The sequence below is a fragment of the Lentiprolixibacter sp. genome, assembly GCF_982873095.1.
Map to the genome: position 1 here is coordinate 1 of NZ_CEYNTP010000046.1, position 14,035 is coordinate 14,035.

Below are 14,035 nucleotides of genomic sequence, written 5' to 3' on the forward strand. Positions count from 1 at the left end.
AAATGAAGAATGCCTATTTAAAACTATATGAAATGGGCATAGCCAAATCCTATGAAGTCTGGCAGGAAGGAGAGTTGGTTGGAGGTTTATACGGAATTGATCTTGGGCACGTTTTCTGCGGGGAAAGCATGTTCTCCCGCGCAACAAATGCTTCTAAATTTGCCTTGATAAAACTTGCAAAGGAGCTTCAGGATAAAGGATACCAGCTAATCGATTGCCAATTGTATACGCCACATCTGGAAAGTATGGGAGCTGAGGAAATCCCGCTAGACACTTACCTCAGGATTTTAAAGGGAAAGGACTAAAGTTGTGTTCAGGAAGAAAACATCCGTTGCTAAATTCGAAAAATCCTCCATGCGGTATTCGATACCAGCCTGAAGCTTGGTGCCACTTGTAATCAGCCATCCGGCATTAAAACCCAACCTGTGATCCCATTGCGGAATCTGGGCGTTACTCACACTTAGCAAGATCTCGCCTGTTGCTACCAGGTAGGGTTCCCCAACATCCAGCTTTTCACCCATCAGGGGGCGGTCCAGGGCGAAACGATATCGGAAACGGTGAATAGTACGGCTTTTAAAGATGCGCTGCTCAGCCCTTAATCGTTGCCCAAATCGAGTTGTAAATGGCTTGCGGGTATAATTGTATTGCTGCGTGAGACGTAGTTCATTGCCCCGATCAGGTTCAAACCATTTTCGGAACCGGTACTGCAAGCCAAAACCAACACTTTGGTTGTCCACAAATTTCCAGGTGGAAAAATGGGCAAGATCCAGTTGCCTGCCGGAAAGTTCCCACTGATTATCCCTGTATGCGTAGCTGCGATTGGTCAGGGAGAAATTGTGTTGGTATCCCGGCGCCACCATGTAGTTGATCGATGTTGCCGGTTGCCAGTAAGCGACAAAATTGTCCTGTCCCCTTAAGCTTGGGAAGAAAAACAGCACTATTACGAGCAGACAAGCCCTAATATAGAACATGGTCGTAGTTTGCCGGGAGCGATTTCCTCAGGCGTATGAATTTTCCATTGGCGTCAAAAAGAATTTCATAGTCCTGGAAAAAACGATCCCTCTTACCTGCCACAATCAGTTCGTAATTTATTTTCGGGTCCAGGAGATTTTGAAATGCTATTGCCAGGGTTTCCTCCACAGAACCAAAAGCAGAAAGGGGATATTGCTGTTGTATTTTTCGGATCCGGTATTTCCTGAAATTTGATTTCAAATACTCTGACATAGCCAGGAAGCTCTCCTGAGGGATATCCACCTCTGCAATTTGGATTTCCACATCTTCAAGGGTTCCCTTATCATCGAACTCAATACTGTAATATAGCCGGTCTTTTTTAAACTTGGCTTCAAAGCTGATCTTTGCACTATCCACTTCCTTATAGAACCTTATTCGCTTGGCATCCTTGAGATAGGAGTCAAGGAAGCCGAGGGCATTTTCAGGGAATTGGGCTTGCCTGATGCGATATTCTCGCTCGTATTTGTCCTGCGCCCCTGCTGAAAAGAAAAAAAGCAGGAGCAAAAGGGAGAGTAGTTTGCTATACTTCATCATATCGAAAACAACTGATTTCATGATCATTTACCATTCCGGTGGCCTGCATATGGGCATAGACCACCGTGCTTCCCACAAACTTGAAGCCGCGCTTTTTCAAATCCCTGCTGAGCGTGTCTGAAAGCGGTGTGGTGGCAGGTGCTTCACGGTAATCTGAGATATTATTTTTAATCGGTTTGTCGTTTACAAACCCCCAGATATATGTGCTGAAACTACCAAATTCTTCCTGAACTTTTAAAAATGCCTGTGCATTGGTGACCGTGGCCTTAACTTTCAGACGGTTGCGAATAATGCCCGTGTCCTGCAAAAGACGGGCAATTTTAGTAGCATCGTATCCCGCAATTTTGTGGTAATCGAATTGATCAAAAGCCTTCCTGAAATTCTCGCGCTTGCGCAGGACCGTTATCCAGCTAAGGCCTGCCTGAAAGGTTTCCAGGGTTAAAAATTCAAAGAGGGTTTGGTCATCTTTTACAGGAACCCCCCATTCTTCATCGTGGTAGGCTTCGTATAAGGGGTCTCCCAAACACCAGCCACACCTGTTTTTGTGCATATCGGGCATGTTTCCAACACCTAATTCTGTGAGAATTCAAGATACTGAATTTATGAAAGTTAAGGCAATACTGCAGGAAGGTTTTAGGTCAATTGAATGATGAAAAGATAAAGCGGCATGCCCAGGGTGATATTGAAGGGGAAGGTGATGGCGAGTGCCATAGGGATGTAAAGACTGGGATTGGCCTTAGGCGCGGCCAGTCGCATGGCTGCCGGTACAGCGATATAGGAGGCACTGGCCGCCAATATGGCAAAGAGAAAACGATTGCCCGTGCTTTCAGTGACCAAACTGCTGACCATGGCTACCGCACATCCGTTAATAATGGGAACTACTATGGAAAACAGGGTTGCAAAACCTCCCTTTTTAAGGAACGAGGATAGCTTTTTCCCACTGGTAATCCCCATATCCAGGAGGAATACCGCAAGGAACCCTTTAAAAATGTCGGTGGTAAACGGGGCAATTCCCCTTGCCTGTGCGTCATTCGCTAAAAAGCCGATGAGCAGACTTCCCAGAATCAGCAGCACACTGCCATTGGTGAGGGAATGGTGGGCGATTTTACCCAGTTTGATCCCTTTTTTGTAGCTACCCGCGAACAGGGCCATTAGCAATACACCAATGATAATGGACGGGGCCTCCATAAGGGCCATTACAGCGACCATATGCCCGCCAAAATCAATTTTTTCTATTTCCAGAAAGGATACTGCGGTAACAAAGGTTACGGCACTTACCGAACCATAAGCGGCTGCGATTGCCCCTGCGTTTTCAATACTGAATTTTCGTTTCAGGGCGAAAAAGGTGTATAAAGGTACCAGTAGCGCCAGGAAGATGCCGAAAAGGAGTGACCAGAGGATCTCCAGGTTCAGTTCACTGTGTGCCAACTCCTGTCCACCCTTAAAACCGATAGAGAATAAAAGGTAAAGGGATATGAACTTTGAAGAGTTTGCGGGGATTTCCAGATCGCTCTTCAGTTGTACGGCAATTATCCCGAGAAAGAAGAACAGCAAGGCTGGATTGGTTAAATTGTCGAGCAGGAGATGTAAGTCCATATCGGGCTTTAAGAGTTATTTTCCTGGTTGATGGATTGAGGTCGCATCCGCACGTCTATATGGCTGTTGATCTCCAGTACCAGTCCTTTGTTCCTTGCGTGTACGACCATTTCTGTTATTTCTTTTTTTGCTGCTTTTAAGGCTTTGATGCGCTCCTCCGAATAACTGATATCCTGGTCGGCGCCATCGTGAAGATTCAGGATCTGAATGCTGTGAAACTTGATCTTATCATTGATCAGCGTCAACAATACATCTGCGGCATCGGACGGACTAAAAGTGCCTTTTACAAGGGTAATACTCCCCGGGGATGTGTTCTGCTGCCCCGGGGAATTCTTGCTCACCCTCTTTTTCTTTTTACCACTCCTGACCCAGCGGGTAAGTATGTTTTCCATCTAATATGTATTTGTTTTTGGTTACGATGATATCGAGATCAATAGTAAAAAGAAGGTTGTAAATACATTAATTAATATTTAATATATTTATATAATGCATAAATAAAAATTATGCAAGTTGTTTGAGCTTTTGCTGATTCATGGGCGGAGGCACAACTGTTTGGGAGCTGTATGGCCCATACGCTTCAGGCCCATGGCCAGCCCTTTAGTCTGCCAGTGTGATTTCAAGTACGCCGTTTATCTTTAATTTTTTTCCCTGGTAACGCACCTCGGAAATGAATTCTCTGGCGATCTCCTTTTCTGCCTGGAGTTCACCAATGCGACTGTCCGGATATTCCGTATCTGCGCCATAGTATCCTTCGCAAAGTGCAAGCCGCTGTAACTTGTGAAAGTTGATCTTCTGATCAATGAGAGAGATGATCACATCTGAGGCCTCAGAAGGCGTAAACTCGCCATCTACGAGCTGAATGTTCTGTTTTGTTTTCATAATAGATGCTGCTTTGTGGTTGCCCACGGTTAAATTTTTGAGTTTAATGCTTTTAATAGTGTAACTGCTCCCAAGATGAACCCCCCTGCTAACAACCTGTCCATGAACAGGTAGTTATTGAGGAAGGAGAATACCAGGGCCACACCCATCAGATTCAGAAGGAGCAAAAAAAGAAAGGCATCGTAGAATACCTTTCGCTTGTCCTTTTTACTTTGGGTTGGGATCCGACTGTTATTAAGTCGGATGACCCCGTTTTCTATTGGTGATCTTTGCATAGCTTTTTTCCCATTCTGTTTTTCCGAGGCAAAGATGAGAAATAATAATAATAAATAAATATTTATATTTGTAATGTAAAACATAAACATAAATTATGAATTATACGTTACATCAGTTGCAGGTTTTCTTGAAAATTGCTCAGCATCAGAGCATTACTAAAGCCTCAGAGGAGTTGCACCTGACCCAGCCAGCGGTATCAATTCAACTTAAAAAATTCCAGGATCAGTTTTCAATCCCCCTTACTGAGGTGGTGGGAAGACAATTGTTTGTGACAGAATTTGGCAAGGAGATCGCGGATGCTGCTGAAAAAATTCTCAATGAAGTGTATGCCATAAACTATAAGACACTTTCTTACAAAGGAAAACTGGCCGGACGTCTAAATATTTCTGTGGTTTCTACCGGAAAGTATGTTATTCCCTACTTTTTATCCGGGTTCATGGACAAGCACCGTGGTGTGGATCTGATCATGGATGTTACCAATAAATCGCGCGTAGTGGAAAGCCTTGAGAACAACGAAGTGGATTTTGCCCTTGTTTCTGTACTTCCCAAAAAGCTCAAGATAAATACAGTGGAACTAATGGAAAACAAGTTGTTTTACGTTGGGGCCTCTCATCTCGACCTGAAAAATTCGGCGAGCAAGCGTCAGTTGTTCGAGGAATTGCCACTCATATTTCGGGAGATGGGTTCTGCCACACGTAATGCCATGGAGGCTTTTTTGGCGAAAATCCGGCTCCCTGCCCCTAAAAAGATTGAACTCACCTCCAATGAAGCGGTCAAGCAGGCCGTCATCGCCGGCCTCGGATGCTCCATCATGCCGTTGATTGGTATCAAGAACGAATTAAGGAATAAGGACCTGCAAATCATTCCGGTGAAGGGCTTGCCCATTTCCACGACCTGGAACCTGATCTGGTTAAAGTCAAAAGCCTTATCGCCGGCAGCCGAAGCTTTCCTGGAATATATAAAGGCAGAGAAGGACGAGATCATCGCCCAACAGTTTAGCTGGATAAAAGAGTATTAGGAATTAAAGGCATAGCAGGGAGAAATAAAGCACCGGCCTGAGAACGAATGAGTTAACGGTTTGGAATCTGCTGGTGACCGGTGCTTGTAGAACTTTTTATTGGCTAAGCTCCCCTGACTCAAGTGCGCTTTCCAGGGATGCAGTAACAGTTGGGAATGCCCTGAAGAATTTCAAGCCATCCATCCTGCTTAGGGTTACAATTGTATTGCCTTCCTTGTCATAAGAGACGGACTCAACCACTACTTTCTTTCCGGAGACTTGTTTCATGCCGGCAATGCCACCCCTTTTGATGATGAAATTTTTTCTTGGAAAATGAATGTGCTTAAAATCCGGACCCGAAGGTTCCTGAATCACCAATACATCATTTACCTGTACCTCCTGTGGATTGTTTTCCGGAGGAAAAATACTGTACCATCCGAATAGTAAAAGACTCAATACAATTGCTTTCATACGACTACTTTTTTAGAATTCAACTTCAAGCTTATCTTCTTTTATACTTGCTTTCAGATTTAATCGCGCCCGGACCTTAGGATAATAGTTAAAAAAATCCTTTCCATTTTCCTGACGCATGACCAGTTCTACCGAGCCATCACTCTGCGGGTTTACCTCTTCTATGATAAGTGTTTTCCCATAAATGTTAACGGTCTTTCCCATGCCCTGGTTCAGTATAAATTGCCCCAGGGGATCTGACAAGGTCAAAAATTTATCCTTCTGCAAGTCGAGTTTGCGGCTAACAGGATCTAAAACAGATGCTGTTTGCGGAGCATCAAACTCATAGGCGTCCAGGGAATACACTTTGTCCTGTGCCGCTGCGGAGCAGGCTGTTATTACAAATATCGTAAAATAAGCTCGAATCCCGTACCTCATTTTATGGCATTGCAGGAATTATATGCTGCGTTTTGCGAATATAATATCTCATAACATTTTACAAAGTATTACTAATGTTAAAAGAAAGTTAAACTATTAATATATGATAGTAATACTATTATATTTGCGTTCGATTAAAGAAAAGCGTATGGAAAGGTTGTTGAAATCAGTGAAGATCGCGATCAATGAAAAGATCTATGTTAAGGATCCTGAGTCCTCAGATTTGGGCAAACGGATCATTGAACACGGTATCCATATGATCCATGATATGGGCTTTGAGGCATTTACCTTTAAAAAGCTGGGTCAAAGGATCGGGTCCAATGAAAGTTCTATTTACCGGTATTTCGAAAATAAGCACAAGTTGCTGCTATACCTTGCTTCATGGTATTGGGGATGGCTGGAGTATCAACTGGTCTTTGCCACGAATAGCATCCCCAAGCCCGAGGATAAACTGGCCACGGCAATACGCATTCTCACGCGGGCAACCGAGGTAGACGCATCTTTTTCACATATCAATGAGATCCTGCTGAACAAAATTGTGATCAACGAGTACTCCAAATCCTACCTGACCAAGGAAGTGGATATGGAGAACAAGGAAGGGTATTTTGTGATCTACAAACGGTTAGTTAACCGCATTCGCGAGATGATACAAGCGGTAAATCCAGACTATGATTACCCGGCCAGTCTTGCCAGTACCATCCTGGAAGGCGGGTTGCACCAGTATTTTCTCATGGATCATTTCGCCTCTATGACCGATTGTAATGATGACATTCCCCCAGCAGATTTCTTTGTTGATCTGGTTTTTAAAACCTTAAAAAAAGACTACAATGGCTAAAAACGTACTTACCGCCTGGCAGCGGCTAATTGGTATGCTGAGACTCGATAAACGGGATATTCTGCAAACCTTCTATTATGCCATTTTCGCAGGTTTGGTAAACCTGACGCTTCCACTGGGTATTCAGGCAATTATCAACCTTATTCAGGGTGCACAGGTGAGTACTTCCTGGATTGTTCTCGTGATATTGGTCACCCTTGGGGTTGCCTTTGGGGGGGTGCTTCAGTTAATGCAGATACGGATCATCGAAAATGTGCAGCAGAAGATCTTTACACGGGCATCTTTTGAGTTTTCTTACCGATTCCCCAAGATCAAAATGAGCGAATTACGGGATTATTATCCGCCGGAGTTGGCCAACCGCTTTTTTGATACGCTTACCGTACAGAAGGGACTGGCCAAGATCCTTATAGATTTCCCCGCTTCCTTATTGCAGATCCTTTTCGGGTTGATGCTGCTCTCATTTTATCACCCATTTTTTATCATCTATGGCATCCTGTTGTTGATTCTGATCTATTTGGTATTCAGGTTTACTGCACAGCGGGGACTGGAAACCAGCCTTGAGGAATCCAAGAGCAAATATAAGGTGGCCCACTGGATACAGGAGGTTGCACGATCTATTGTTAGCTTTAAGCTCTCCGGGAGAACAAGCCTGGCCATGGATAAGAACGATGTTCTTGTGGAGGAATATCTTGGGGCACGGGAGAGCCATTTCAAGATCCTGGTAATACAGTTCATCCAGATGATCGGGTTCAAGGTACTGGTTACCATTGGGTTGCTGCTCATTGGAGGACTTCTGGTGCTCAACCAGGAAATGAACATTGGTCAGTTTGTAGCTGCAGAGATCATCATTCTATTGGTTATCAGCTCCGTAGAGAAATTGATCCTTGGATTGGAGACCTTCTATGACCTGCTCACCTCTCTTGAAAAGCTGGGACAGGTAGTAGACAAGGGGCTCGAGCCACAAGATGGCGAAAAACCCTTCGCGGAAAATGAAGGTTTCCTAGTAGAGCTGGATCAGGTCAGCTATAATGTGCCAGCTCGGGAGAAGGAAATTGTGAGTGGGGTGTCATTTTCGATCACTCCGGACTGCACCATTCTGCTTCAGGGGAATAGTGGTTCCGGTAAATCCACCTTGTTAAGGCTTATAGCAGGCATAATTGAACCTACCAGTGGTTCCATTTTTGTGAACAATGTTTCGCTCAGAAGCCTCAACCTGAACTATTACCGTTCACATATCGGAAAATCCCTTGCGGAAGAATCTCCTTTCGAAGGGAGTATCCTTGAAAACATCACTTTTGGAGACAAAAATATCTCTGAGGAGGATGTCTACTGGGCACTGGATCACGCGGGACTGACTCAATTTGTGAAGGAGCAACCCCACGGGCTAAAGAGCACCCTCCATCCCGAGGGAAGGCAAATCCCCTATGTGATCGCGAAGAAAATAGTTCTGGCCCGGAGTATTGTTAAACGGCCCAGATTACTGATCCTGAAAGACCCACTGGATCATTTTGACAGGGATGAGGCCAAGAGAATCATGACCTTCCTTACGGATAAATCCAATCCCTGGGCACTGATCGTGGTAAGTCACAATACGGATTGGAAAGCCCGCTGTAGCCGGATCATTACAATGAAAAACGGAAAAATAGTAGAAGAAAGTTAGCATCATGCTGAATATATCACCAAACAAATTAAATCAGAAGGTTGACCTGCTGCGTTTTAAATCAGCAAGTAAGGTTTTCCATACCCGGCACTACAAGCACTTCAACCGGTTCTTGTTAATATTTGCCGCAATACTGTTGATTATCCTGTTCCTGCCGTGGACGCAAACCATCTCGGGAAAAGGGTACTTAACAACCCTGAAGCCCGACCAGCGGCCTCAGACCATACAATCGCCCATTCCGGGAAGGATTGAGCGTTGGTATGTCAGGGAAGGGGATTTTGTGCAAAAAGGAGATACCATCCTCCATATCTCGGAGATTAAGAACGAGTACTTCGACCCCCAGTTGGTGGAGCGTACGGGACAGCAAATCCGCGCCAAATCTCTTTCTGTAAGTTCCTATCAGGAGAAAGTAAAAGCGCTGAACAACCAGATCAATGCCCTTACCAAAGAAAGGGGGCTGAAACTGGAGCAGGCCCGTAACAAACTGTTGCAGGCCAAGCTAAAAGTACAGAGTGATAGTATCGACCTTGAGGCGGCAAAGACCAACATTACCATCGCTGAGCGACAGTACGACCGTGTGGTACAACTCGAGAGGGAAGGGTTAAAACCTGTCACCAGTGTGGAAGAGAAACGCTTGAAATTACAGGAGGCACAGGCAAAGCTAATCTCTCAGCAAAATAAACTTCTGGCGAGCAAAAACGAAGTGATCAATGCCGAAGTAGAAATCAACAGGGTGGAGGCCTCCTATACAGATAAGATCTCCAAGGCACAAAGCGATAAGTTTACAGCGGAAAGTAATCAGTTTGATACCGAAGCCCAGGTTACCAAACTTCAGAATGAGTATACCAACTATGAGATCCGGAACAATTTATACTACATCCGTGCACCTCAGAGCGGTTTTATAAATAAAGCCTTGCGGGCAGGAGTTGGAGAAACCTTTAAAGAAGGGGAGCAATTGGTGGGAATAATGCCTTCGGAGTACGAGATGGCGGTGGAAACTTTTGTGAAGCCGATAGACCTGCCATTGATCCACCTGAAGGAGAAAGTACGAATACAGTTCGACGGCTGGCCAGCTATTATTTTCAGCGGTTGGCCCAACGTTTCCTACGGCACCTATGGAGGGGAAGTGGTAGCCATTGAGACATTTATCAGCAGCAATGGAAAGTACCGCGTTCTGGTAGCGCCAGATCCGGAGGACCATCCCTGGCCCGTGGACCTGAGGGTGGGTTCAGGGGCGAACACCCTGGCCCTGCTGGAGGATGTCCCTATCTGGTTTGAACTGTGGAGGCAGCTTAATGGCTTCCCCCCGAACTATTATCAACCCTTTGATAACCAAACGGCAGAAAAGAAATAACAATGAGGCAGTTTGCTTTCATACTTCTAACCTTTTTAGGCCTCTTTCATGGAGCGGCCCAGGATACACTTGTGCTCAATTTCAAGGAATACCTGGGATATGTGAAGAAGTACCATCCCATTGCACGCCAGGCGGAACTGCAAATTGGAGTGGGACAGGCCAATCTTATGAAAGCCCGTGGGGGATTTGATCCCAAACTGGAACTGGATTATGAGCGCAAGCAGTTCAAAGGAACCGAATACTGGGATCGCCTCAATGCCACCTTTAAGGTGCCTACCTGGTTTGGGATAGAGTTTAAAGGCAATTTTGAACAGAACGAAGGGGCTTTTATAAGTCCGTCTGAAACCGTTCCCGTTGACGGCCTTTACAGTGCAGGAGTATCCGTTCCCGTAGCCCAGGGCTTGTGGATAAACGACAGGATGGCTACCCTAAGAAAAGCCAAGCTCTTCCGGGAGCAGACCAAAGCAGACAGGGACCTGGCAGTTAACACCATTTTATTTGAAGCCTCCAGGGCGTATTTTGACTGGTTGCAGGCATATCGCGACAGGGAGGTATACCGGAATTTTCTAAGCAATGCGCGCATACGGTTTAACGGGATCCGGCGAAGTGCCCTGGCGGGTGATTTGGCAGCTATTGATACCGTTGAAGCTAAAATAGCCGTGGAAAACAGGCAACTCAGCCTGGAGCAGGCCAATGTGACCTATTTTAATAAATCACTGCAACTGGCCAATTTCCTCTGGTTGGCGGATAATGTGCCGGTGGAATTGCAGGAGAATGTGATCCCGGATATCCGTTTGGACGAGGAAATTGACCTTACACTCGAAATCGGGGGGGCACCTCTGGACAGTTTTACCATGGAAAGCCATCCTAAACTTCGGTCCCTGGGGTACAAGGTGGCGGGCCTTGAAGTAGACAAGAGGCTCAAAGCAAATAAATTATTACCAAGGATAGATTTGGAGTACAACTTTCTGACAGAAACACCGGAGTTGATCAATTCCTTTGTCACCGATCAGTATAAAGGGGGGATAAATGTCCGCCTGCCCCTGTTCCTGAGAAAGGAAAGAGGGGATCTGAAGTTAGCTAAATTCAAGCTCCGGGATGCCCAGTTTGAATTTGATAATGCAGAGGTGGAGATACGCAACAAGATACGGGCGATCTACACAGAGCTCAATTCCTTTGAGAGTCAGAACAGGTTGATCGCCTCTATTGTATCGGACTACAATACCTTACTGGCTGCTGAAGAACGCAAATTCAGTTTCGGAGAAAGTTCGCTATTCCTGATCAATTCCAGGGAAAGTAAACTTATTGAGGCAGAACTGAAGCGCAACCAGGTTCAAAACAAATATTTTTCGGCCAAAGCAAAACTTTTCCGCAGCCTGGCAATTAACCCGGAAAATTTATAATCCTTACTGCGCATCATATTTATTCCAATAATTTGTAAGGAAATTGAATCTTAGTCTACTACTTTTGGCGAGGTTAGATCACAAGAAAGGTTTTAATGGAAAAGGGAGTTAAAAACAGAGTTCACGATCTTTTGAGAAACGCGATACCTAAGGCCATGTCCTATGAGGACTATCGAAAACTTGTTGACCAGCTGGCAGCGGACGGGGATACAACCGGGGATACAAAATCAGCATCCCTTATTGGGTATACCCAATTGAATAGCAGGCGGATGAAGCGCTGGGACAAAACCCTTAAATTTTCACAGGAACAGATAGAACGTATTCAGGCCTTTGATGGCCAGGTCTTGTGGCTGGTCCTGACTGAGAGCTGGTGTGGTGACGCGGCACCCAGTATGCCGGTAATGCATAAAATGGCCAGTCTGAACCCAGGGATTACATATCGAGTATTGCTCCGGGATGAACATCCGGAACTAATGGACCATTTCTTAACTGATGGCGCCCGGGCCATACCCAAGTTGATTATGTTGGATCAGGCTACACTGGAGGTTTTGGGGGAATGGGGCTCCAGGCCCGGGGTAGCAGCAGAAAAAGTCAGGGCATTTAAGGCAGAAAATGGCCAGTTAAGCCCCGAGTTTAAAGAAGATTTGCAGCTTTGGTACAATAAAGACAAAGGCTATCATACCGTTGAAGACCTGATAGGCCTACTTGCTTTGAAAGAGGTAGGTGATGGTCCCGATCTGTGAACTTTTGCTGGAAGGGTCAAAACGGGCCTTTAGGGCATAGGTGATCGCATTATCAACCAGACAGCCATTAGTGGTATTTGAGCTCTTGCTGTTAAACGAAGCTTCCTGTACGAAGCCATCTGCCCCCACTTTGATGTTGATAACCACCTTGCCGCCCTCGATACAGGTGTAAATTGGCGGAGGTAATTCATAGCTGAATCGGTCTACCAGCGAATAGGAAACAGAGGTCCTTTTATTTTTAAGGTCATTGCTGAAGGCCTTTTTCTTGGCTTCGATCTCATCCAATTTTTGTTTGTTCATTTCCCTTTGCTGCAGGATCTCCTTTAGGTTGGTGGAGTACCCGTTATCAGAACTCAGAAAATCACGGGCCTCCTCGGCATCCATCCCTTCCGCTCGTTCCTGCAGGATTTCTTCCAAAGTCTTCAGGGGTTCGGGATTGTCAAAAGTGGGTTTAGCGGCCTCATTAAGAGCCATATGACTCTCCACCGGGTCGGTATTGGCAAGGGTTTGTTTTCGTTCTTCCTCTTCCAATATGGCTTCCAGTTCTTCGTCGGCCAGACTGAGTTCAATAACGTACTCGTCTTGTTCTTTGGCACCAAGATGAATATTGAATAGCATGAGCACCACGATAGACAGGGAGAATATCGTGATCAACAAGGAAAGCTGACTTCTATTTAGATCTATAGGGCTACTCATTTGATGCCAAAAATTGACTGCTTATGACAACCGTTGAATCAGGGATTAGCACCTTCAATATGCAAATTTTCCTTGAATTCATTAGGCGTTATCCCATTATTTACGTGATAATCCCCTATTTTGGTTCTTCTGAGGGCTGACAAATACCCCCCGCTCTGCAGGGCTTTACCATAATCATGGGCCAGGGATCGGATGTACGTACCTTTACTACAGACCACCCGGAACGCTACTTTGGGCAATTCGATATTAGTAATTTCGAAGTCAAGGATTTCAATTTCCCGGGGGGGTATTTCCACCTCTTTCCCTTTACGCGCATACTCGTAGAGACGCTTTCCTCCTTTTTTTACGGCTGAAAAAACAGGGGGTTTTTGGATGATTTTGCCGACAAACTTCTTTGCAGTGTTTCGGATAAGGTCCTCTGTGATATGGTCTGTGGGGAATTCCTCTGAAATTTCGGTCTCCATGTCATAGGAAGGCCTGGTGGCTCCAAGGGTTATGGTTCCCGTGTATTCTTTTACCAGGCCCTGGAGTTCAGGTATTTTTTTTGTGAATTTCCCGGTACATACCAGCAACAGGCCAGAGGCCAAGGGATCCAGCGTACCAGCATGGCCCACCTTGATCTTTTTCAACTTGAATTTCCGGCTTATTGCCCAGCGAATGGCGTTGACTGCCTGGAATGAGCTCCATTCCAGGGGTTTGTCTATTAGCAGGATCTGACCTTCCAGAAAGTCTTCTTTGCTTTTCAAAATACGTGTTTCATATCAGTAATGCCTGCTTAGCTCAAAAAGCCATATCCAATCGCAAGCAAGCCAATGAGCAGGCAATACAAGGCAAAATAGGTGAGTTTGCTCTTCTTTACAAGCTTTATCATCCAGGTACAGGCAAAAAGTCCGGCAAAAAATGCTGCTGTAAATCCTATTAGTAGAATGGAAAGCTTATCGTCCTGAACAGAAATTTGGCCGCCCATGATATCCTTGCCCATTTTACCAATGATCAGAGGGACCACCATCAGGAAAGAAAACCGCGCCGCCTTGCTTTTGTCTACACCTAATAACACAGAAGTTGAAATCGTGGCCCCGCTACGGGAGATCCCGGGTAGGACGGCTATTGCCTGGGAGATCCCGATGATCAGAGCAGTGAGATAGGAGGCCGATTTATCTGTG

Annotated in this window: 19 protein-coding genes; 7 read left to right on the forward strand and 12 right to left on the reverse strand. The window is 45.4% G+C overall.

Translation table 11 applies throughout. The features are described from left to right. Window positions 1–305: leucyl/phenylalanyl-tRNA--protein transferase (locus tag AC4E7D_RS04585; protein WP_490172632.1), on the forward strand; the 305-nt coding region annotated here is incomplete at its 5' end. Here AC4E7D_RS04585 and AC4E7D_RS04590 read toward each other — a convergent pair. The 7 genes from AC4E7D_RS04590 to AC4E7D_RS04620 form a co-directional block, all read right to left on the reverse strand. Then, the gene (locus AC4E7D_RS04590) at window positions 288–971 is read right to left on the reverse strand and encodes a DUF2490 domain-containing protein (protein WP_490172633.1); all 684 of its coding nucleotides are present in this window, start codon (window positions 969–971) and stop codon (window positions 288–290) included. The two genes, AC4E7D_RS04585 and AC4E7D_RS04590, sit on opposite strands and share 18 nt — an antisense overlap. Continuing rightward, window positions 958–1,566, reverse strand: coding sequence for a hypothetical protein (locus AC4E7D_RS04595; RefSeq protein ID WP_490172634.1), 609 nt, complete (start codon window positions 1,564–1,566; stop codon window positions 958–960). The genes AC4E7D_RS04590 and AC4E7D_RS04595 overlap by 14 nt, the downstream gene beginning before the upstream one ends. Then, window positions 1,532–2,095 (reverse strand): DNA-3-methyladenine glycosylase I, encoded by a 564-nt coding sequence (locus tag AC4E7D_RS04600; RefSeq protein WP_490172635.1) that lies wholly within the window; start codon window positions 2,093–2,095, stop codon window positions 1,532–1,534. The genes AC4E7D_RS04595 and AC4E7D_RS04600 overlap by 35 nt, the downstream gene beginning before the upstream one ends. Before the next feature lie 83 nt (window positions 2,096–2,178). Beyond that, window positions 2,179–3,141 (reverse strand): sodium-dependent bicarbonate transport family permease, encoded by a 963-nt coding sequence (locus AC4E7D_RS04605; RefSeq protein ID WP_490172636.1) that lies wholly within the window; start codon window positions 3,139–3,141, stop codon window positions 2,179–2,181. An 8-nt stretch (window positions 3,142–3,149) separates the two neighbouring features. Beyond that, the gene (locus AC4E7D_RS04610) at window positions 3,150–3,533 is read right to left on the reverse strand and encodes a hypothetical protein (RefSeq protein WP_490172637.1); all 384 of its coding nucleotides are present in this window, start codon (window positions 3,531–3,533) and stop codon (window positions 3,150–3,152) included. 205 nt (window positions 3,534–3,738) lie between these two features. Further along, window positions 3,739–4,020 carry a hypothetical protein gene (locus AC4E7D_RS04615; RefSeq protein ID WP_490172638.1) on the reverse strand — a complete coding sequence of 94 codons (282 nt, stop codon included), beginning with the start codon at window positions 4,018–4,020 and terminating at the stop codon, window positions 3,739–3,741. Window positions 4,021–4,049: 29 nt separating this feature from the next. After that, entirely contained in the window at window positions 4,050–4,295 is a 246-nt protein-coding gene (locus AC4E7D_RS04620; protein WP_490172639.1) for a hypothetical protein, read from the reverse strand. A 95-nt stretch (window positions 4,296–4,390) separates the two neighbouring features. On the opposite strand from AC4E7D_RS04620, the gene AC4E7D_RS04625 reads away from it, so the two are divergent. Beyond that, window positions 4,391–5,314 (forward strand): LysR family transcriptional regulator, encoded by a 924-nt coding sequence (locus tag AC4E7D_RS04625; RefSeq protein WP_490172640.1) that lies wholly within the window; start codon window positions 4,391–4,393, stop codon window positions 5,312–5,314. Window positions 5,315–5,410: 96 nt separating this feature from the next. On the opposite strand, the gene AC4E7D_RS04630 is transcribed toward AC4E7D_RS04625, so the two are convergent. After that, on the reverse strand, window positions 5,411–5,764 hold the full coding sequence (locus AC4E7D_RS04630) for a hypothetical protein (RefSeq protein WP_490172641.1): 354 nt from the start codon (window positions 5,762–5,764) through the stop codon (window positions 5,411–5,413). Window positions 5,765–5,776: 12 nt separating this feature from the next. Then, window positions 5,777–6,181 (reverse strand): hypothetical protein, encoded by a 405-nt coding sequence (locus AC4E7D_RS04635; protein WP_490172642.1) that lies wholly within the window; start codon window positions 6,179–6,181, stop codon window positions 5,777–5,779. 148 nt (window positions 6,182–6,329) lie between these two features. Here AC4E7D_RS04635 and AC4E7D_RS04640 point away from each other — a divergent pair, with 148 nt between their 5' ends. The 5 genes from AC4E7D_RS04640 to AC4E7D_RS04660 all read left to right on the forward strand — a co-directional run bounded on the left by AC4E7D_RS04640 (window position 6,330) and on the right by AC4E7D_RS04660 (window position 12,176). Beyond that, complete coding sequence (locus AC4E7D_RS04640; protein WP_490172650.1) at window positions 6,330–7,016, forward strand: TetR/AcrR family transcriptional regulator; 687 nt, start codon at window positions 6,330–6,332, stop codon at window positions 7,014–7,016. After that, window positions 7,009–8,676, forward strand: coding sequence for a peptidase domain-containing ABC transporter (locus tag AC4E7D_RS04645; protein WP_490172643.1), 1,668 nt, complete (start codon window positions 7,009–7,011; stop codon window positions 8,674–8,676). The genes AC4E7D_RS04640 and AC4E7D_RS04645 overlap by 8 nt, the downstream gene beginning before the upstream one ends. 4 nt (window positions 8,677–8,680) lie before the next feature. Beyond that, window positions 8,681–10,030 (forward strand): HlyD family secretion protein, encoded by a 1,350-nt coding sequence (locus tag AC4E7D_RS04650; RefSeq protein ID WP_490172644.1) that lies wholly within the window; start codon window positions 8,681–8,683, stop codon window positions 10,028–10,030. 2 nt (window positions 10,031–10,032) lie between these two features. After that, window positions 10,033–11,433, forward strand: a complete 1,401-nt coding sequence (locus AC4E7D_RS04655; protein WP_490172645.1) for a TolC family protein — start codon at window positions 10,033–10,035, stop codon at window positions 11,431–11,433. Between the two features lie 95 nt (window positions 11,434–11,528). Next, window positions 11,529–12,176, forward strand: a complete 648-nt coding sequence (locus tag AC4E7D_RS04660; protein WP_490172646.1) for a thioredoxin family protein — start codon at window positions 11,529–11,531, stop codon at window positions 12,174–12,176. On the opposite strand, the gene AC4E7D_RS04665 is transcribed toward AC4E7D_RS04660, so the two are convergent. From AC4E7D_RS04665 to AC4E7D_RS04675, 3 genes are all read right to left on the reverse strand, one after another. Beyond that, window positions 12,135–12,872 (reverse strand): hypothetical protein, encoded by a 738-nt coding sequence (locus tag AC4E7D_RS04665; protein WP_490172647.1) that lies wholly within the window; start codon window positions 12,870–12,872, stop codon window positions 12,135–12,137. The two genes, AC4E7D_RS04660 and AC4E7D_RS04665, sit on opposite strands and share 42 nt — an antisense overlap. 38 nt (window positions 12,873–12,910) lie before the next feature. Further along, entirely contained in the window at window positions 12,911–13,618 is a 708-nt protein-coding gene (gene truB, locus AC4E7D_RS04670) for a tRNA pseudouridine(55) synthase TruB (protein ID WP_490172648.1), read from the reverse strand. Between the two features lie 29 nt (window positions 13,619–13,647). Then, a partial coding sequence (locus AC4E7D_RS04675) for an undecaprenyl-diphosphate phosphatase (protein ID WP_490172649.1) occupies window positions 13,648–14,035 on the reverse strand: 388 nt, incomplete at its 5' end.